The 18,110-nt window shown below is 72.1% G+C and carries 16 protein-coding genes; 5 read left to right on the forward strand and 11 right to left on the reverse strand.

What is annotated here, in order from left to right:
- The first annotated feature begins 499 nt into the window (after positions 1-499).
- Positions 500-2,359 (forward strand): ABC transporter ATP-binding protein, encoded by a 1,860-nt coding sequence (locus ABD224_RS19965; protein WP_344051777.1) that lies wholly within the window; start codon positions 500-502, stop codon positions 2,357-2,359.
- 306 nt (positions 2,360-2,665) lie between these two features.
- On the opposite strand, the gene ABD224_RS19970 is transcribed toward ABD224_RS19965, so the two are convergent.
- Entirely contained in the window at positions 2,666-3,517 is an 852-nt protein-coding gene (locus tag ABD224_RS19970; protein WP_344051779.1) for a hypothetical protein, read from the reverse strand.
- A gap of 7 nt (positions 3,518-3,524) precedes the next feature.
- Complete coding sequence (locus tag ABD224_RS19975) at positions 3,525-4,094, reverse strand: RNA polymerase sigma factor (RefSeq protein ID WP_344051781.1); 570 nt, start codon at positions 4,092-4,094, stop codon at positions 3,525-3,527.
- A gap of 368 nt (positions 4,095-4,462) precedes the next feature.
- Here ABD224_RS19975 and ABD224_RS19980 point away from each other — a divergent pair, with 368 nt between their 5' ends.
- The gene (locus ABD224_RS19980) at positions 4,463-6,373 is read left to right on the forward strand and encodes an NAD-binding protein (protein WP_344051806.1); all 1,911 of its coding nucleotides are present in this window, start codon (positions 4,463-4,465) and stop codon (positions 6,371-6,373) included.
- A gap of 192 nt (positions 6,374-6,565) precedes the next feature.
- Here ABD224_RS19980 and ABD224_RS19985 read toward each other — a convergent pair whose 3' ends face one another.
- On the reverse strand, positions 6,566-8,401 hold the full coding sequence (locus ABD224_RS19985; RefSeq protein WP_344051783.1) for a S9 family peptidase: 1,836 nt from the start codon (positions 8,399-8,401) through the stop codon (positions 6,566-6,568).
- A gap of 122 nt (positions 8,402-8,523) precedes the next feature.
- On the opposite strand from ABD224_RS19985, the gene ABD224_RS19990 reads away from it, so the two are divergent.
- Entirely contained in the window at positions 8,524-9,309 is a 786-nt protein-coding gene (locus ABD224_RS19990) for an SURF1 family protein (RefSeq protein WP_344051785.1), read from the forward strand.
- 31 nt (positions 9,310-9,340) lie between these two features.
- On the opposite strand, the gene ABD224_RS19995 is transcribed toward ABD224_RS19990, so the two are convergent.
- The 7 genes from ABD224_RS19995 to ABD224_RS20025 all read right to left on the reverse strand — a co-directional run bounded on the left by ABD224_RS19995 (position 9,341) and on the right by ABD224_RS20025 (position 16,025).
- A complete protein-coding gene (locus ABD224_RS19995; protein ID WP_344051786.1) occupies positions 9,341-10,663 on the reverse strand; it encodes a hypothetical protein in 1,323 nt (440 codons plus the stop codon).
- Positions 10,660-11,355, reverse strand: coding sequence for a SigE family RNA polymerase sigma factor (locus ABD224_RS20000; protein WP_425581018.1), 696 nt, complete (start codon positions 11,353-11,355; stop codon positions 10,660-10,662). The genes ABD224_RS19995 and ABD224_RS20000 overlap by 4 nt, the downstream gene beginning before the upstream one ends.
- Positions 11,356-11,781: 426 nt before the next feature.
- Entirely contained in the window at positions 11,782-12,858 is a 1,077-nt protein-coding gene (locus ABD224_RS20005) for an aspartate-semialdehyde dehydrogenase (RefSeq protein ID WP_344051791.1), read from the reverse strand.
- Positions 12,855-14,132, reverse strand: a complete 1,278-nt coding sequence (locus tag ABD224_RS20010; RefSeq protein WP_344051794.1) for an aspartate kinase — start codon at positions 14,130-14,132, stop codon at positions 12,855-12,857. The genes ABD224_RS20005 and ABD224_RS20010 overlap by 4 nt, the downstream gene beginning before the upstream one ends.
- A 199-nt stretch (positions 14,133-14,331) precedes the next feature.
- Positions 14,332-14,991: a DUF5063 domain-containing protein gene (locus ABD224_RS20015; RefSeq protein ID WP_344051796.1), complete on the reverse strand. Its 660-nt coding sequence runs from the start codon at positions 14,989-14,991 to the stop codon at positions 14,332-14,334.
- Positions 14,984-15,583: a recombination mediator RecR gene (gene recR / locus ABD224_RS20020; RefSeq protein ID WP_344051798.1), complete on the reverse strand. Its 600-nt coding sequence runs from the start codon at positions 15,581-15,583 to the stop codon at positions 14,984-14,986. The genes ABD224_RS20015 and recR overlap by 8 nt, the downstream gene beginning before the upstream one ends.
- Before the next feature lie 106 nt (positions 15,584-15,689).
- Positions 15,690-16,025: a YbaB/EbfC family nucleoid-associated protein gene (locus ABD224_RS20025; protein WP_344051800.1), complete on the reverse strand. Its 336-nt coding sequence runs from the start codon at positions 16,023-16,025 to the stop codon at positions 15,690-15,692.
- A 253-nt stretch (positions 16,026-16,278) separates the two neighbouring features.
- Between ABD224_RS20025 and ABD224_RS20030 the strand changes: the two genes are divergently transcribed.
- Positions 16,279-17,025, forward strand: a complete 747-nt coding sequence (locus ABD224_RS20030) for an SLATT domain-containing protein (protein WP_344051802.1) — start codon at positions 16,279-16,281, stop codon at positions 17,023-17,025.
- A 6-nt stretch (positions 17,026-17,031) separates the two neighbouring features.
- Here ABD224_RS20030 and ABD224_RS20035 read toward each other — a convergent pair whose 3' ends face one another.
- A complete protein-coding gene (locus ABD224_RS20035; RefSeq protein WP_344051804.1) occupies positions 17,032-17,889 on the reverse strand; it encodes a hypothetical protein in 858 nt (285 codons plus the stop codon).
- Positions 17,890-17,898: 9 nt separating this feature from the next.
- Here ABD224_RS20035 and ABD224_RS20040 point away from each other — a divergent pair.
- Positions 17,899-18,110: hypothetical protein (locus ABD224_RS20040; protein WP_344051805.1), on the forward strand; the 212-nt coding region annotated here is incomplete at its 3' end.

Consider the following 18,110-nt stretch of genomic DNA (forward strand, 5'->3'; position numbering starts at 1 on the left):
TGACGTGCCCCGCCGAGGGGCACGCGCCGCACCGGCGCCCGGGGCGCTCCGGGCGCTTCGCCGGCCGGCCGTCCCGCACCGCCGTCCGGCCCGCCGCCCCTCCGCGAGAAGAATTTTGCGCCGATTCAACCGAAACGCCATCCCGATTCGGTCCTGCGCCGTACCCACTGTGAAGGCACTTTCAATCAGGAGGAATGTCATGGCGTTTTTCGACGCGCTCTTCCCCTCCGTGAACCGCGGACGTGACGACGACGACTACGGCTATGGGCGCCACGGTCGCGGCGGCTGGGGCGACGGATACGGACGTGGCGGACACGGACGTGGCGGACACGGCGGACGCGGTGGTCACGGCGGACGCGGTGGTCACGGCGGACGTGGCGGACACGGCGGACGCGGCGGCGGACACGGCGGCCACGGCGGACGCTGATGACCAGTGCCCGCTGGTGACAAGGAGCGGAGCGGACCGGCGGCCGAAGGCGCCGGTCCGCTTCGTCGGTATGTGCTGCGACGCCTGCTGTCGGCGGACCCGGACTCCGATGCCGTGGTCGCCGAGGCCCCGCCGCTGCCGCCGCGTGCGATCTTCCGGCGTTTCTGGCCCTACACCCGGGGACACCGGCTCTGGTTCGCACCGCTCCTGCTGCTCAGCCTGCTGGGGCCGCTCGTCTCCGTGGGCGAACTGTGGCTGTTCAAGACCGTGGTGGACGGGGTCCTCGTTCCCCGGGACCTGACGCCCTTCTTCTGGATCGCACCGGCCTTCCTCGGGCTCGTCGTCGTCTCCGCCGCCCTGGACTTCGCCGACAGCATGGCCTCCACGTACGTCAGCGAACGCTTTCTGCTCTCCCTGCGCTCCGACGTCTTCCGGCATGTGCAGAGGCAGTCACCGGGATTCTTCGAGCGGCGGCGGCTGGGGGACGTGCTCGCGCGGATCACCGGGGACGTGGACGCCATCGAGATGTTCCTGCTCTCGGGCGTGCTGGACATCCTCTACAACCTGCTCCAGCTGGGCATCTTCATCGGTCTGCTCTTCTATCTGAGCTGGGACCTCACCTTCCTCGCCATCGTCATCGTGCCGCTGTTCTGGGGCGCCGCCCGCCACTTCTCCCGGCTGATCAAACGGGCGTCGCGGGAGAGCAGCCGCCGCAGCGGCTCGGTCAGCGCGGTCGCCGAGGAGTCGCTGGGCAATGTGACCCTGGTCCAGGCGTACAACCGGCAGGACCGGGAGCAGCGCCGCTTCGAGCGCGAGACCCTGGGCGAGTTCAACGCCACGATGGCCGCGACACGGATCCGGGCGGTCTACCGGCCCCTGGTGGAGCTCATCGAGGTGGGCGGCGGCCTCGCCGTCATGGGCTTCGGCACCTGGAAGCTGGCACAGGGATACCTCACACTGGGCGAACTGCTGGTCTTCCTGGCACTGATCGGCAAGCTCTACAGCCCGATCCGCGAGCTCTCCCGCCTCGGCCCCGCCTTCTACGCCGCCTCCGCCTCCGCCGAGCGCATCGTGGAGCTGCTCGACCAGCAGCCCGACGTCCGCGAGGCCCCGAACGCCCGGCGGATCGGCCGGGCCCGCGGCGAGGTCGAGTTCGACGGCGTGTCCTTCCGCTACCCCGGCGCCTCCCGCTGGGCGCTGTCCGACGTGTCGTTCCGCGTCCGCCCCGGCGAGATCCTGGCCCTGGTGGGGGCGAGCGGAGCCGGGAAGTCCACGGCGGCCAAGCTGCTCCTGCGCTTCCACGACCCGGACCGGGGCGCCGTCCTCCTCGACGGCACCGATCTGCGGGAGCTGGCCCTGGCCGACGTACGCGACAGCATCGCGGTGGTGCTGCAGGAGACGCTCGTCCTGCACGGCACAGTGCGGGAGAACATCGCCTACGGCCGGCCCGACGCGACCGAGGCCGAGATCGTGGAGGCGGCCCGTGCCGCCGACGCCGACGCCTTCATCCGCCTGCTGCCGGACGGCTACGACACCGTGGTCGGCCAGCGCGGCCTGATGCTGTCCGGCGGCCAGCGCCAGCGTCTCGCCATCGCCCGCGCGATGATCAGGGACGCGCCCGTGCTGCTCCTGGACGAGCCCACCACCGGCCTGGACGCCCAGTCCAGCCGCCGGATCATGGAGCCGCTGCGCCGGCTCATGTCCGGCCGGACGACCGTCGTCATCTCCCACAATCTGCTCACGGTCCGCGACGCCACCCGGATCGTGGTGCTCGACCAGGGCCGGATCGTGGAGTCCGGGACCCATGACGACCTGTCCCTGCGCGACGGCCTGTACGCCCGGCTGTACCGGCTGCACTCCATGCCTGCTTCTTCGGCGACCGCTCCGACCCCTCCGCCTCCTCCTTCCTCGCAGGGGAACGCGTGGTCATGACCGCACCGGACGGCCGTCGCCCCGTCAGTGAGAAGAAAACCTGCGCAGATCCAGCCGATCCACCTGAGACGCCGTCCCCTTCCGGTCCTGCGCCGCATCCGCTGCGAGGCACTGAGGAAGGGAGCGGACCGGCGACCGAGGGCACCGGACAGCCGGACGTGTACACCCGCTGAAGCAGGAAGAACGGGTCTGCCGGTACGTCACCGGACGTCGTCGACGGCGCCGTCGAAGGGAAGACACCGTCGGCGACGTCTTCAAAGCAGCCTTCAAAGGCCCTCAAAGCCTCTCAAAGGCCTTCAAAACCCTTCAAAGGCGTCGCTGAAACGTCGTCGAAGCCATCGTCCAAAGCGCCGTCACCAGCATCATCGACATGGCCGGCAGCGCGGCCGACCACGCGCTCTTCTCCCCCGTGGGGAAATTCGCCCTGGCCAGCACGGTGCCGTCGGAGGCGGTCACCCGGGTGCCGGCCAGGGTCCTGGCATCGACGGCGGCCGGGCCGCCCCAGGAGCCGCGGCCGTTGCGCACGGTGAAGTCGCCGACGCGGACGGTGGTGCCGTCCTTGCGCACCAGCAGGCAGGTGACCCTGCCGTCGTGGAAGGTGCCGGACCGGGGGAGGTCGACGGTCATGTAGATCCAGCCCGGGGAGCCGGGGTGGGCGTAGACCTCACCGGCCGGCTTGCCGGCCACGTCGACGGAGGTGAGGCCGCCCCACAGCATGCCCGACTCGACGGTGGTGCTCGAGGTGGTGGTCTCGGCGAGAGTGGCCTCGATCGCCGTGCCGGCCGCCCAGCCGCCGAATCCGACGGCGAGAACGAGCACGCCCGCGGCGGCGACGATCTGCGGCCGTGCCCGGCCGAGAACGCTCCGGCTCCGGTGCGAAGGGCCGGACGCATGGGAGTGCGCACACCCTCCGTGCCCCGCCGCCCCCTGTGTCAGCGCCTGCGCGACCCGGCTCTCGAACCCGATCGGCGGTTCGCTGCCGGGAAGCAGCCCGATCAGCCGGTCGCCCACGAGGGTCAGCTGACGGATGTACTCCCGGCAGTCCGCGCACTGCTCCAGGTGCGTCACGGCGCCCGCCCGTTCCCGGCCCGGCAGTACGCCGAGAGCGAGTTCGGGGCCGATCTCGCGCAGCCTCTCACAGGCGGGCTCACTGGGCATGGTTGCCTCACTGGAAGGGAGCGAGCGTGGTACGCAGCTTCCCCATTCCTGTTCTGATCCGCGTCTTGGCGGTGCCCAGCGGGATGTGCTCCCAGTCGGCGATCTGCTGGGCCGTCATGCCGTAGATGCCGGCCATCACCAGGGCGCGGCCCTGTTCACGTGGCAGTTCCGCCACGGCGGCACGCAGTCGGGAGGAGGCCTCGTCGGCCAGGGCGTGCTGCTCGGGGGTCTCGCTGACGACGTCCAGGATCGCGTCGAGGTCCTCCGGCGCGACCGGCTCCGTGCGCCGTGAACGGACGGCGTCGATGGCGAGATTGTGGGCGATCGTGGTCAGCCAGGTGGTGACCGACCCACGCCGTGAGTCGTAGATCTGCGCATGACGCCACGCCCTCTCGAACGTCTGCTGGGCGATGTCCTCGGCGAGCTGTGGATCTCCTGTGACCGCGACGGCCACGCCGAAGACCCGGTGCTGGAATCTGCGGACAAAGCTGACGGCGAGCTCCGGGTCGCCGGTGGCCAGTCCGGACAGCAGAGCCTCGTCCGGAAGGCGGCCCACGGGAAAGCGGAGCCTTGACACATCTGTATATACGGCCCACTCCCGCCCGGGGATTGCCCGACCGAAACGGAATTGCATATTTCGATTCTCTCGCGGGGCCGTTCTCCTCGCCCCCTGTCCGCCGTTCGGGTGATCCCGGCCCCGGGACCAGGGCCGGAACCGATCCCGGCGCCGGTTCCAGTGCCGGGACCGGGGTCGGTTCCAGTGCCGGGACCGGGGTCGGTTCCAGTGCCGGGACCGGAGTCGCTCCCGGACCGGTCTCCCGTGGGCCGGCCCGCACGGCTCGACCCGGCGCACCCCGCGGAACCTTCGCTCCTGATGAGGCAGTCTTTTCCCTCGTGGGGAGCATTCCGAATCAGGGCGGCGCGCCGGGGATCACCGGCGCGCACATGGTGGTGTGCGGGGACGACGAACTCGCGCACCAGCTGGCCGAGGAACTGCGCAGTGTGTACCGCGAGCAGGTGACGCTGGTCGTGCCGCCGGCCGAGCGCACGGTACGGCCGCCGGTGGTGGGCCGGGTCCGCACGGGGTCCGCGCTGCTGAACCGCATGGTGAGCGTGGCGGTGAACCGGGCCGGCGGCGGGCTGGGGCCGTCACGAGGCGACGGCCGGCAGGTGGAGGCCGCCGAGCCGACCGAGTCCGTCCTCGAGGACGCCGGTGTGGAGCGGGCCGCGGCACTGGCCCTGGTGTACGAGGACGACGAGACCAACATCCGCGCCGCCCTCATCGCCCGCCGCCTCAATCCGCGGCTGCGGCTCGTCCTGCGCCTCTACAACCGGCGGTTGGGCCAGCACATCGAGGAACTCCTCGACCAGGCCTCGGCGCTGGCCACCGGACAGGGCGAGGGGGCACCGGTCGTGGACGCCTCCACGACCGTGCTGTCCGACGCGGACACGGCCGCGCCCGCCCTGGTCGCCAGCGCCGTCGCCGGCACCAGCAAGGTCGTCCAGACCGACCGGCTGCTGCTGCGCGCGGTGGAACGGCAGCCGCCCGCACCGGGCCAGGTCGCCGACCCCGGGCTGTGCACCCTGGCGCTGCTGTCCGCGACGAGCAGCGACCCGGCCGGCACGGACGGCTCCGAGGACAGCGGGGCGCAGGGGCCGCAGCTGCTGCCCGACGAGGAGGCGGTGCGGGCGGCCACGGGACGCGGGACCGTGGTGCTGGAGCAGGTGTCGTACACCGCCGGTCAGCCGCTGTCCGGCGCCCGCGCGGTCGCGGCCGCCGTACCGCCGCTGGCATCGCTGTTCTCCCGGCGGCTGCGGTGGGCGGTGGCGGGCGTGGGGGCCTGTGTGCTCGCGCTCGCGGCGGCCTTATGGGCGGTGACCGACATCCACCCCCTGGGTGCCCTGTATCTGACGCTGCTCGACCTGTTCGCCATCGACGAGCCCGCGCTGGGCGAGCCGGTCGGACGGCAGGTGCTGCAACTGCTGTCCGGGCTGATGGGACTGCTGCTGCTTCCGGTGCTGCTGGCGGCGGCACTGGAGGCGCTGGGCACGTTCCGGTCGGCGGCCTCGCTGCGCAAGCCGCCGCGCGGGATGGAGGGGCATGTCGTCCTGCTGGGCCTGGGGAAGATCGGCACCCGGGTGCTGATACGGCTGCGGGAGCTGCGGATCCCGGTGGTGTGCGTGGAGGCCGACCCGGAGGCACGCGGCATGGCCACGGCGCGGCGGCTGCGGGTGCCGGTGGTGCTGGGGGATGTCACGCAGGAGGGCGTGCTGGAGGCCGCGAGGATCCACCGCGCCCATGTGCTGCTCGCGGTGACCAGTGCGGACACCACGAACCTGGAGGCCGTGCTGTACGCGCGGTCGGTGCGGCCCGACCTGCGGGTGATGCTGCGGCTGTACGACGACGACTTCGCGACGGCGGTGTACCGCACGCTGAAGGCGGCGCACCCGGCCGCCCTGACCCGCAGCCGGAGCGTGTCGCACCTGGCGGCGCCCTCGTTCGCCGGAGCGATGTTCGGGCGGCAGGTCCTGGGGGCGATCCCCGTGGAGCGGCGGGTGCTGCTGTTCGCGTCCATGGAGGTGGGCGGGCATCCGCAGCTGGAGGGCAAGACCGTGGCGGAGGCCTTCCGGCCGGGGTACTGGCGCGTGCTGGCGCTGGAGGTGGGGGTGATCGGCTGGGGCCGCCGTGAGCCGGCCGGGTCCGCGGAGCCGGCCGAGGCGTCCGGGCAGGCGTCGGAGCTGATCTGGGACCTGCCTCCCACGTATGTCCTGCAGGCCGAGGACCGTGTGGTGCTCGCGGCGACCCGGCGGGGGCTGGCGGAGCTGCTGGGCCGCCGGGCCCGGACGGGGGCGTAGAGGCTAGGGACAGGAGAGAGCGGGTGCGGGCCGGCCCCGCCCCGGCTCACGCCCGCGTCCGGCAGGTGCCCGCGCCTCCCGGCGCGGGCACTGCGGCTCGTCCCTCACGCGGGCAGGTCCCGTCCCTCATGCGGGCAGGTCCCGTCCCTCACGCGGGCAGGTTCCGTCCCTCACGCGGGCAGGTTCCGTCCCTCACTTGGGCAGGTGGCGCTCCGCGAAGTCGAGCTCCAGGCGGAACTGCTTGATGCGCTCGTCCACCACCAGGGAGCCGTGACCGGCGTCGTAGCGGTAGACCTCGTGGACGGCACCGCGGGCCTTAAGGCGCTTGACGTAGTTCTCGATCTGGCGGATGGGGCAGCGGGGATCGTTGACCCCGGCGGAGATGTAGACCGGGGCCTTGACCCGGTCGACGTAGGTGAGAGGAGAGGAGGCCTCGAAGCGCTCCGGGACCTCCTCGGGGGTGCCGCCGAAGAGCGTGCGGTCCATGGCCTTCAGCGCTTCCATCTCGTCGTGGTACGCCGTGACGTAGTCGGCGACCGGGACCGCCGCGATGCCCAGCGTCCAGGAGTCCGGCTGGGTGCCGAGGCCGAGCAGGGTCAGGTAGCCGCCCCAGGAGCCGCCGGCGAGGATCAGACGGTCGGGGTCGGCGAGGCCCGAGGCGATCGCCCACTCGCGGACCGCCGCGATGTCCTCCAGCTCGATCAGGCCCACCCGGTGCTTGAGGGCGTCGGTCCAGGCACGGCCGTAGCCCGTGGAGCCCCGGTAGTTGACGCGGACCACCGCGTAGCCGTGGTCGACCCAGGCGGCCGGACCCGCGGCGAAGGAGTCGCTGTCGTGCCAGGTGGGGCCGCCGTGGATGTCGAAGACCGTGGGGAGGGGGCCGGTGGCGCCCTCCGGCTTCTGGATCAGGGCGTGGATCCGGCCGCCGGGACCCTCCACCCAGGCGTCCTCCACCGGGACCGAGCCCGGCGACCTCATGCCGGGAGGATCCAGGACCACCCCGCCCTTCGTCGAGCGCACCGCCGACGGCTCGGCCGCCGAGGACCACAGGTACTCCACGCTGCCGTCCGGGCGGGCGGTCGCCCCGGAGACCGTGCCGCGCGGGGTGGGGATCCTCGTCAGCTCATGGGTGGCCAGGTCGTAGCGGAACAGCTCGCTGCGGGCCTCGTAGCTGTGCCCGATGAGAAGGCCGGTGCCGTCCGGGAACCACTCCGCGCTCACGTCGCCGGGCAGGTCCAGGGACAGGTCCGTCTCCTCGCCCGTCGCCACGTCCCAGACCATGGGCTCCCAGCGGCCCCGCCTCTGGTGACCGACGAGCAGCCGTGTGTCCCCCTCGACCGGGGCGAAGCCCAGCACCTCCAGGCCCAGCTCGACCGTCCCGCCCTTGGTGTCGTCCAGCTCGGCGACCGTCGCCCCGTCCGGGCGCAGCACGCGCAGCGCCGGGTGCATCGCGTCGCCGTGCTCCGTGTGCTCGACGGCGATCAGTGTGCCGTCGTGCGAGAGGTCGCCGACGCCCGCCGACTCGCGGTGCCGGTAGATCTCCACCGGTTCCTCGCCCTCACGGGCCAGGTGGATGGTCGTGCCCTCCTCGTCCGTCGACCGGCCCACGACCGCCGTCCGCCCGTCCCGTCCGAGCGCCAGCCCCGCCGAGTACGACGCCTCCAGACCGGGCACGGCCACCTCGTCGGGCCCGCCCTCGAAGGGCTGCCGCCGCCAGATGCCGAACTCGTCGCCGTCCTTGTCGTCGAACCACCAGATCCAACGCCCGTCCGGCGAGAGCACGCCGTCCGTCGTGCCGTTCGGCCGGTCGGTGACCTGCCGCTGCTCACCCGTCGTCCGGTCCCAGGCGTACAGCTCGTACGTCCCTGTCGCGTTCGACACGAACAGGGAACGCTCCGGTGCGTCCTCCGCCCAGTCCGGCAGCGACACCCGGGGCGCACGGAAGCGCTTCTCCCAGTCCGGCATCTCCTCGTCGAGCGCCTGCCGGTCGGGCTGCTGCGGCGAATCGGACCCGTTGCTCTCAGTCATGACCCCATACTGCCCGGTCCCCCGGACATCGCGCCGACCGGCCTCCCCAGCCTGTGGAAAAAGTGCTCGCCCGGGTCACCCCACGGCCCGGGCGGGGCGCCCGGCACCGTACCGTTGAAGGCGTGTACCGGTTTCTGCTGACACCCCGCTGGTGGGGCATCAACCTCTTCGTGCTGCTCGCCATCCCCTTCTGCGTCTTCATGGGCTCGTGGCAGCTGGGCCGGTTCGAGGACCGGGTGCAGGACCACCGGACCGCGGACGAGAAGGCCGCCGCCCAGCGCAAGGAGGCGCCGCGCCCGCTGGAGGAGCTGCTGCCGGTGGACAAGCGGACCTTCGGCAAGCAGACCACCGCGACCGGCCGGTACGCCGAACAGCTGCTGGTCCCGGACCGCGAGCTGAACGGCAAGCGCGGGTACTACGTGCTGACGCTGCTGCGCACCGACTCCGGCAAGGCGCTGCCGGTCGTGCGCGGCTGGCTGCCGGGCGACGCGGACGCGGCGAAGGCCCCGGCACCGCCCGCGGGCGAGGTCACGGTCACCGGTGCGCTCCAGGCCTCCGAGGTGCCGGGGGACAACGGGGTCAGTGCCCGCAGCGGACTGCCGGCCGGGCAGACCGCCGCGATCAGCGCGGCCTCGCTGGTGAACCTCGTGCCCTATGACGTCTACGACGCCTGGGTGACGCTCAACGAGGGCGACTCCGGGATGGCGGCGGTGCCGGTGCAGAAGGCGCCGAGCAACAGCGGGCTGGACCTGAAGGCGTTCCAGAACCTCGGCTACACCGGTGAGTGGTTCGTCTTCGCCGGGTTCGTGGTCTTCATGTGGTTCCGGCTGTTCCGGCGCGAGGCGGAGGCGGCACGGGACGCGCAGCTGGGGCTGGGGGAGGAGCAGAAGCAGACCGCCGCGGTGTGAGCCGCAGCCGGCCCGCTCCACGCGGCACGCCCTACGACCCCTGCGACGCGTCCAGCACCCCGGTCCGGTAGATCGTGCCCGCGCACGCGTTCGTCAGCGTCGTCGACACCGTCGGCGCCCCTGTCTCCGCCGTGTAGGAGACCACCACACTGCCGTCGGCCGAGCCGTCCGTCCTGAACGTCTGGGTCGTGACACCGGAGTCGCCGCCGCCGGCCGTCGGATCCGTGCCGCCCACACCCTGGGTCGGGGACTCGTCGGGCGCGGGATCGCCGGTCTCGCCGCCACCGGGGCTGCCGCCACCGGTGGTGGGACACGTCTGGGAGGGCACCCAGGCGAATTTCACCTCGTACGCCGCACCGGGCCGCAACAGCAGTCCGGGGGCCTCCGCGGAGGGGTCGGGCAGCCTGGTCGCCGCATCGCCGGAGGTGTGCCGGACCACACCGATCCTGCTGCCGTCGGCCGCGCCCTGCGCGAGGGAGGTCACCGTGCCGGAGCCGGGGACGGTACAGCCGTCGCCGGAGACATTGGTGATGCGGAAGGTGCCGTAGACGACCCCGGCCGAGTCGGGGGTGTCGGCGGTGACGGTCGCGGAGCCGAGCTGGGAGGCCGTGCACACCGGGGCAGTGCCGCCCGAGGTCGCCGAGGGGCTGCCCGAGCTGTCGCCGGGTCCGTTGCCGGCGCTCGTTGCCCTGCCGCCCTCGCGGCCGCCCTCGCCCCTGTCCGTGCCCCCCTGGTCGGCGGAGGCCTCGTCCGAGGGGGTGCCGGCGCTGCTCCCGCCCCGGTCCGGACCCTTGCCCTGGCTGGTGCCGCCCTGTGCCTCGGAGGCCTGGCCGGCGATCGCCGGATGGGCGTCGGGACCGGTGGTCCGGGAGACGTGCACGAGGGCGGGGACGGCGGTGCCCACGAACAGGGCGGCGGCGGCCATGCCGACGGCGACCTGACGCCTGCGGGCACGCCGGGCCGGGACGGCATGCCGCAGGTACTCCAGCGTGCCGTCGCGCGGCTCGATGTCCTGGACCGCCTGGTGCAGCAGCCTGCGCAGTTCCAGCTCGTCCGAGTCGAGCCCGTCGAGGCTCAGTTCGTCGGGGCTGTCGTTCACGGTTCCGTTCCCAGCGTGCGATGGCGTGTGCTCGTGCTCGTGTGGCCGCGTCGGTTCCTGTCGGGCGCGGGGCTCGTGCGCGTCGCGCGCCTCGTCCCTCTCCCGGTCCTCCTCCCGGTCCTTCTCCCGCTCGCGGTCCTCGCCCGGCTCGCTCTGCCCGCTCTGCCCGCTCTTCTCGCGCTCTTCGAGCTCCCCGCGCTGCTCGAGCTCCCCGCGCTGCTCGAGTTCCTCGGGCTTCTCGCGCTTCTCGCTCACTTCCGCGCTCCCATCGCAACCCGCAGCGCCGCGATGCCCCGCGAGCCGTACGCCTTCACCGAGCCGAGCGAGATCCCCAGGGTCTCGGCGACCTGCGCCTCGGTCATGTCCGCGAAGTAACGCAGCACCAGGACCTCGCGCTGGCGGCGCTGCAGGCCCTTCATCGCCTTGATCAGGGAGTCCCGCTCCAGCTGGTCGTAGGCGCCCTCCTCGGCGCTCGCCATGTCCGGCATCGGCTTGGACAGCAGCTTCAGGCCGAGGATGCGGCGGCGCAGGGTCGAGCGGGAGAGGTTGACGACCGTCTGCCGCAGATAGGCGAGGGTCTTCTCCGGGTCGCGGACGCGCTTGCGGGCGGAGTGGACGCGGATGAACGCCTCCTGGACGACGTCCTCGCAGGAGGCGGTGTCGTCGAGGAGCAGGGCGGCCAGGCCCAGCAGCGAACGGTAGTGCGCGCGATAGGTCTCGGTGAGATGGTCGACGGTGGTGCCGGCCGCCGCGGTCTCCTCGGCGCCGTCACGCTGGCTGGGTATGCGGGCGGACCGCGCGGCGGGCATGGGCGCGATCACCGGAAGGCCACCGGGTACACGCGGACGGAAAGCCGCGCGGGGCGGCCGCAGGGCCGCGCCGCGGGGCGCCGCTGGAGATACCCCCCGTTCGAAGAGTCTGGGGGAGAAGTCGAGAACCTCTGCCACGCCAGTTGGACACGCCTGCCCCCACCGGGGTTGTACGTGCCGGGCATCATTTTTGCGTCGCACTTTGTGTCGTGCTTTGTGTCGTGCTTTGTGTCGTGCGACGCGTCCGGCACCGTTCTCGCGGCAGGCGGCACAACAGAACGTGCCTCATACACCCTCATGCGTCCCGCTCATCCCCTATGCCTGAATCAATCGGGGCGTCCCCACACCCCCGCAGCGTCCCCACGCCCCCCGAGGACGACGGCAAAGACGCTCCCGCCCCCGGCGCGGTTGCGCAGGACGGGGAGGGCGGCCTTCCGTCACCGAGACGGCACGGATCGACTGGTCCGAACCCTGAGCCGAACCATGATTTTCACATTGATCTTACAAAGAGGAACGGGGAGTGACAGCGGTATTTCCGCAGGTAACCCGGCTTGATCTCAGAATTCACAGCGTGGTGCGCGGCATCGCGGACGGCTCCTCCCCGGCCACCAGTTCCGCGATCTGCACCAGGTTGAGCGCGGCGCCCTTGCGCAGATTGTCACCGCACACGAAGAGCTCCAGGGCGGTGGGATCGTCCAGCGCCCGGCGCACCCGCCCCACCCAGGTCGGGTCGGTGCCCACCACGTCGGCGGGCGTGGGGAACCCGCCCGCGGCCGGGTCGTCGTACAGCACCACTCCGGGCGCGGTGGCGAGGATCTCCTGCGCCCGGTCGACGGTGACCTCGCCCTCGAAGCAGGCGTGCACCGTCAGGGAGTGCGCGGTGATCACGGGGACGCGGACGCAGGTCACGGCGACCGGCAGCCGCGGCAGGCCGAGGATCCTGCGGGTCTCGTTCCGCAGCGCCATCTCCTCCGACGACCAGCCGTCCTCGCACAGCGTCCCGGTCCACGGCACCACGTTCAGCGCCACCGGCTCCGGGAACGGCCCGGTGTCGTCCCCGACGGCCCGCCGGACATCGCCGGGGCAGGTCCCCAGCTCCGTCCCCACCACCAGGGCCAGCTGCCGGCGCAGCGTCTCCACACCCGCGCGTCCGGCCCCGCTGACCGCCTGGTACGAGGAGACGACCAGCTCGCGCAGCCCGAACTCGGCGTGCAGCGCGCCCAGCGCCACGATCATGGACAGAGTGGTGCAGTGGGGGCTGGAGACGATCCCGCGCGGACGGCGGCGCGCCGCGTGCGCGTTGACCTCGGGCACGACCAGCGGGACGTCCGGGTCCGTACGGAAGGCCGCGGAGTTGTCCACGACGACCGCGCCCTTGGCCGCCGCCACCGGTGCCCACCGGGCCGCCACCTCGTCGGGCACGTCGAACAGGGCGATGTCCACCCCGTCGAGGGCGTCCTCGGTGAGCGCGACCACCTCGACCTCCTCACCGCGCACGGTCAGCTTGCGGCCGGCCGAGCGCGGCGAGGCGATCAGACGGATCTCGCCCCAGATGTCCGCGCGCTGGGACAGGATCGTGAGCAGGACCGTTCCGACGGCTCCGGTCGCTCCCACGACCGCGAGCGCCGGTCGGCGGGTCATCGCCCGGTGCCTCCGTAGACGATGGCCTCGTCACGGTCGGAGTCGAGCCCGAAGGCGGTGTGCACGGCGCGCACGGCCTTCGGCACATCGTCCTTGCGGGTGACGACCGAGATACGGATCTCGGAGGTCGAGATCAGCTCGATGTTCACGCCCGCCTCGGACAGCGCGGTGAAGAAGTCCGCCGTGACGCCCGGGTGGGTCTTCATCCCGGCGCCGATCAGGGAGATCTTGCCGATCTGGTCGTCGTAGCGCAGGGACTCGAAGCCGATGCGGGACCGATTCTTCTCCAGCGCCTCGATGGCCTTGCGGCCGTCGGTCTTGGGCAGCGTGAAGGAGATGTCCGTCAGACCGGTGGAGGCGGCGGACACGTTCTGCACGATCATGTCGATGTTGATCTCGGCATCGGCGACCGTGCGGAAGATGGCGGCGGCCTCGCCCGGCTTGTCGGGCACACCGACGACAGTGATCTTCGCCTCGGACGTGTCGTGCGCGACACCGGAGATGATGGCCTGCTCCACCTTCTTGTCCCCTTGCTCGATCGGCTCGCTGCTGACCCACGTGCCGCGCAGTCCGCTGTAGGAGGAGCGGACGTGGATCGGGATGTTGTACCGGCGGGCGTATTCCACACAGCGGTGGAGCAGCACCTTGGACCCGGACGAGGCCAGCTCGAGCATGTCCTCGAACGAGATCCAGTCGATCTTCCGGGCCCTCGGCACCACCCGCGGGTCGGCGGTGAACACGCCGTCGACGTCGGTGTAGATCTCGCACACCTCGGCGTCGAGGGCCGCCGCCAGCGCCACGGCGGTGGTGTCGGAGCCGCCGCGGCCCAGCGTGGTGATGTCCTTGCCTTCCTGGCTGACACCCTGGAAACCGGCGACGATGGCGATGTTGCCCTGGTCCAGCGCGGTCCGGATGCGGCCTGGCGTGACGTCGATGATGCGGGCTTTGTTGTGGACCGAGTCGGTGATGACACCCGCCTGGCTGCCGGTGAACGACTGGGCCTCGTGCCCCAGGTTTTTGATCGCCATGGCCAGCAGAGCCATGGAGATCCGCTCTCCGGCGGTCAGCAGCATGTCGAGCTCGCGCCCGGCAGGCATGGGGGAGACCTGCTCGGCGAGTTCGATCAGCTCGTCCGTCGTGTCGCCCATCGCGGAAACGACCACGACAACGTCGTTGCCGCTCTTCTTCGCTTCCACGATCCGCTTGGCGACGCGCTTGATGCCCTCGGCATCGGCTACGGAGGAGCCTCCGTACTTCTGCACGACAAGGCCCACGTGCGCTCCTCGCTCAGTCCGTTTCTCCCGCATCTGCGCAGTCGCAGTGCGGCCGGCTCAGTTTATCGGGCGTCCGTTTTTCCCCCTCCGCGCTACCGCATCGTGAGATGCCCGGCCGCCCGCCTCCAGAACGGCTCATGCCCAGGCGGCACAGCGCCACGCACGACGTGAGCGGGGTCACACCAAGGCCGGCCGGTGCCTACTGGCCCGTCCGGCGCAGACCCATCCGGCCGATCTCCTCCGCCATGACCTCGCCCGCCTCCAGCACCAGGGCCTCCTCGCCCATGCCGTGGTCGGTGTCCAGGCCGTCCAGTTCCTCCATGGGCTGGTTGAGGCGGACATGGGCGACCACGGACTGCAGCGCCCGCAGGGCGGCGGAGGCCGTGGAGCCCCAGCTGGAGAAGTAGGAGAACTGCCACCACCACAGGGCCTCGGTGATGCGGCCGGCACGGTAGTGGGCCATGCCGTGACGCAGATCGGTGACGACGCCCGCGAGGTCGTCGGAGATACGGGCGGCGACGGGGGCCCGACGGGGCTCGTAGGGGTCGAAGACCTCGGAGTAGACGTCGACCGGCTCCAGCAGACGGGCCAGGTTCTCGCGCAGGCCGTCCACGTCCTGCTCCGGGCCGGGGTCCGGCTCGTAGCGCTCCTCGGGCACGATGTCCTCGTGCGCGCCGAGGCGCCCGCCGGCCAGCAGCAGCTGGGACACCTCCAGCAGGAGGAAGGGCACCACCGAGTCCGGCTCGTCGCCCTTGGCCACCTCCTCGACCGCGACCAGGAAGCTCTCGATCTGATCGGCGATCTGGACCGCGAAGTCGTCCGGACTCTGGTGCGTCGCGTGCAGCGTGGCGTCAGACATCTAGCAGTCGCCTCCCCTCGAAGGCGCGACCGAGGGTGACCTCGTCCGCGTACTCCAGGTCGCCACCCACCGGAAGACCGCTGGCCAGGCGGGTGACCTTCAGGCCCATGGGCTTGATCATGCGGGCGAGGTACGTCGCCGTCGCCTCGCCTTCGAGATTCGGGTCCGTGGCCAGGATGATCTCGGTGACCGTGCCGTCGGCCAGACGGGCCAGCAGCTCCCGGATGCGCAGATCGTCCGGGCCGACGCCCTCGATGGGGCTGATCGCCCCGCCGAGCACGTGGTACCGGCCGCGGAACTCGCGTGTGCGCTCGATGGCGACGACGTCCTTCGGCTCCTCCACCACGCAGATGACCGAGGCGTCGCGGCGGCTGTCGCGGCAGATGGCGCACAGCTCCTCCTGTGCGACATTGCCGCAGGTCGCGCAGAAGCGGACCTTCGCCTTCACCTCGAGCAGGGCCTGGGCGAGGCGCCGTACGTCCGTCGGTTCGGCCTGCAGGATGTGGAAGGCGATCCGCTGCGCGCTCTTGGGACCGACGCCGGGCAGCCGCCCGAGCTCGTCGATGAGGTCCTGAACCACGCCTTCGTACAACGGACTGCCGTCCTTCCTGGCTCGTTTCGATACGTACGCTAGTGGCCCGGTGCCCTTCTCAGAAGGTCCTCGGAAGGTCTTGGAGGATCTCGGAAGGGCGGTGCTCTCAGAAGGGCAGGCCCGGGATGCCGCCCAGGCCCTGGGCGAGCGGGCCGAGCTTCTGCTGCTGGACCGTCCGGGCGTTGTCGTTGGCCGCCTTGACGGCCGCGACGATCAGGTCGGCGAGGGTCTCCGTGTCCTCGGGGTCGACCGCCTTCGGGTCGATCTTCAGCGCGCACAGTTCGCCGGCAGCGGTGACGGTGGCCTTCACCAGGCCGCCGCCCGCCTGACCGTCGACCTCGGTCCGTGCCAGTTCCTCCTGCGCCCGCTGCAGGTCCTGCTGCATCTTCTGGGCCTGCTGGAGCAACTGCTGCATATTGGGCTGGCCACCACCGGGAATCACGATCAGCTCCTGCGTTCGTACGACTGCGGGGGCGAGAACCGGTTCCGGTTCCCGCTGGCACGAGCCTACGTGCTCCGGGCATACGACGCCCCGCCACACTTTCGGGTGACTCTCGGATGAGCCCTATACCTGATCAACGCCCCCTTACGGGCGGAAAAGCCGCGCTTCCCGCCGCATCGCCACCCATTGGGGGGTAGGAAGGGGGCCGGCGCGTCAACCAGCGTCACGGACCGTGATCAGTAGGGAGTGCCGGGTGGGTCAGCCGGAGATGCAGCCCGAGCGTCCGCCTCAGGACGGTCAAGGCGACAAGGCGGCCGGACCACGGCCGGGGGATCTGACCGGACGGCCCCTTCCGCTCGGCGACTGGACCGAGCCGGCACAGCGGCTGGACGAGCTGTACCGCTGGGTGGAGCGCGGGGCGCTGCAGACCGTGGCCTGGTATCTGCGGGAGCGGGTGTGGAAGCGGCGCGGGGCGCGGGCGCTGCGGTGCGGGACCGCGGCGGGAGCGGTGACCGGGGCGCTGCTGCCCCTGCTGGACCTGACCGGAGTGGTGAGCGGGGCGGCGCCGTGGGGATATCTGGCGCTGCTGCTGTCCGTCTCGTGCGTCGGGATCGACCGCTACTTCGGGGTGACGTCCGGGTGGATGCGGGACGTGGCGACCGCGCAGGCCGTGCAACGGCGGCTGCAGACCCTCCAGTTCGACTGGGCGTCGGAGAACGTGCGGGAAGTGCTCGGCCCCGCCGAGGGAACGGCCGGCGAGGCCGCCGAGCGGTGCCTCACGGTGCTGCGGCGGTTCTCGGAGGACGTGACCGAGCTGGTGCGCACGGAGACGGCCGACTGGATGGTGGAGTTCCGGACCGGGGCGGTGCCGCTGGACCTGCAGTCGGCGCCGTCCGGCGGCGGACGCCCCGGGACGAGCACCGGGCAGGGACGCCTCACGCTGCCCCCGAGCGCGGCACGGCCGAACATGCCCCGGCAGCGCCCGCCGGAGCCGCGATGACACCGGTCACTGCCGGGTGTAGGTCAGGCTCTCCCCGGTGGTGGTGTTCACCCGCTGGAGCCTGCCGTCCGGCAGCAGAGTGACCTCCGTGGCCTCGCCCGGGGAGCAGGTCCCGCTGGGCCCGGTCGTGACCGTGGAGGGGCCGATCGCCAAGGGTCCGCCCGCGCTCGGCCGGCGGGTGAGCCGGGCCTCGAACACGCAGTGGTAGGTGCTGCCGCTGTCGGTGGGACCGTCGGCGACGAGCCTGAGCACGGTGTCGCCCACGTCGCCCTGGCTGATGGCCAGCCGGCGGGTGTGGGTACCGAGGGCGTTGTCGATCGTCGCCGTCCAGCTGCCGAGGTAGGCGGCCGGAACGGCCCCGTCGGCCGGTGTCGGGGAGGAGGGCGGCTGCGAGGTCGCCAGGCCGGAACCGGAGCCCTTCGGCCCCTCGGTGACCGGTGCGGTGGACACACCGGCCGTGGGCGAGGGACCGGAACCGCCGCCCGTGGTGTCGCCGCCGTCGCCCCGCATCAGGGCGTACACGGAGCCGCCCGCGCCGAGCGCCACCACCAGCGCCACCGCGACCAGCGCCGCCGTGGAGCGAGCGCTCCGGCGCGGCTCCTGCTGCGGCAGGGCGCCCGGACCGTACGGCGGGGTCGAGCCGAACGGCGGCGGACCGTACGGCGGGGTCGGCCCCAGGCCGCCATGAGCGCCGTAGCCGCCGTGCCCGCCGTGGCCGCTGTGCCCGCCGTGGCCGCCGTACGGGTGGTGGTGCCCCGGCTGCTGCGGATAGCCGTAGGCGACGGGCTGCGGGTGCTGCGGGTGATACCCGTACGCGGAAGGGGCGGGCGCGGGCCCCGGCGGGGGCGCCTGTCCCGCGGCCATGGTGGGCAGGTGGTCGACCGGGACGTGCCCTGCGCCGCCGGGCTGCCCGGGAGGCGGCGGGGCGGGGGCGTGCCCGGAGGAGGCAGGGGGCTGCGGCGCGCCGGCCGGCCCGGCGAGGGGCGCCCCCGGAACGGCCCCGGACTCCCCTTCGACGCCCTCCGCCGCTGCACCCTCCGCCGGGCCCCGCACACCCAGGACATCGCCGTCCTCGCCGTCTCCTT

It is taken from the genome of Streptomyces thermoalcalitolerans (genome assembly GCF_039525155.1).
GTDB lineage: Bacteria > Actinomycetota > Actinomycetes > Streptomycetales > Streptomycetaceae > Streptomyces > Streptomyces thermovulgaris.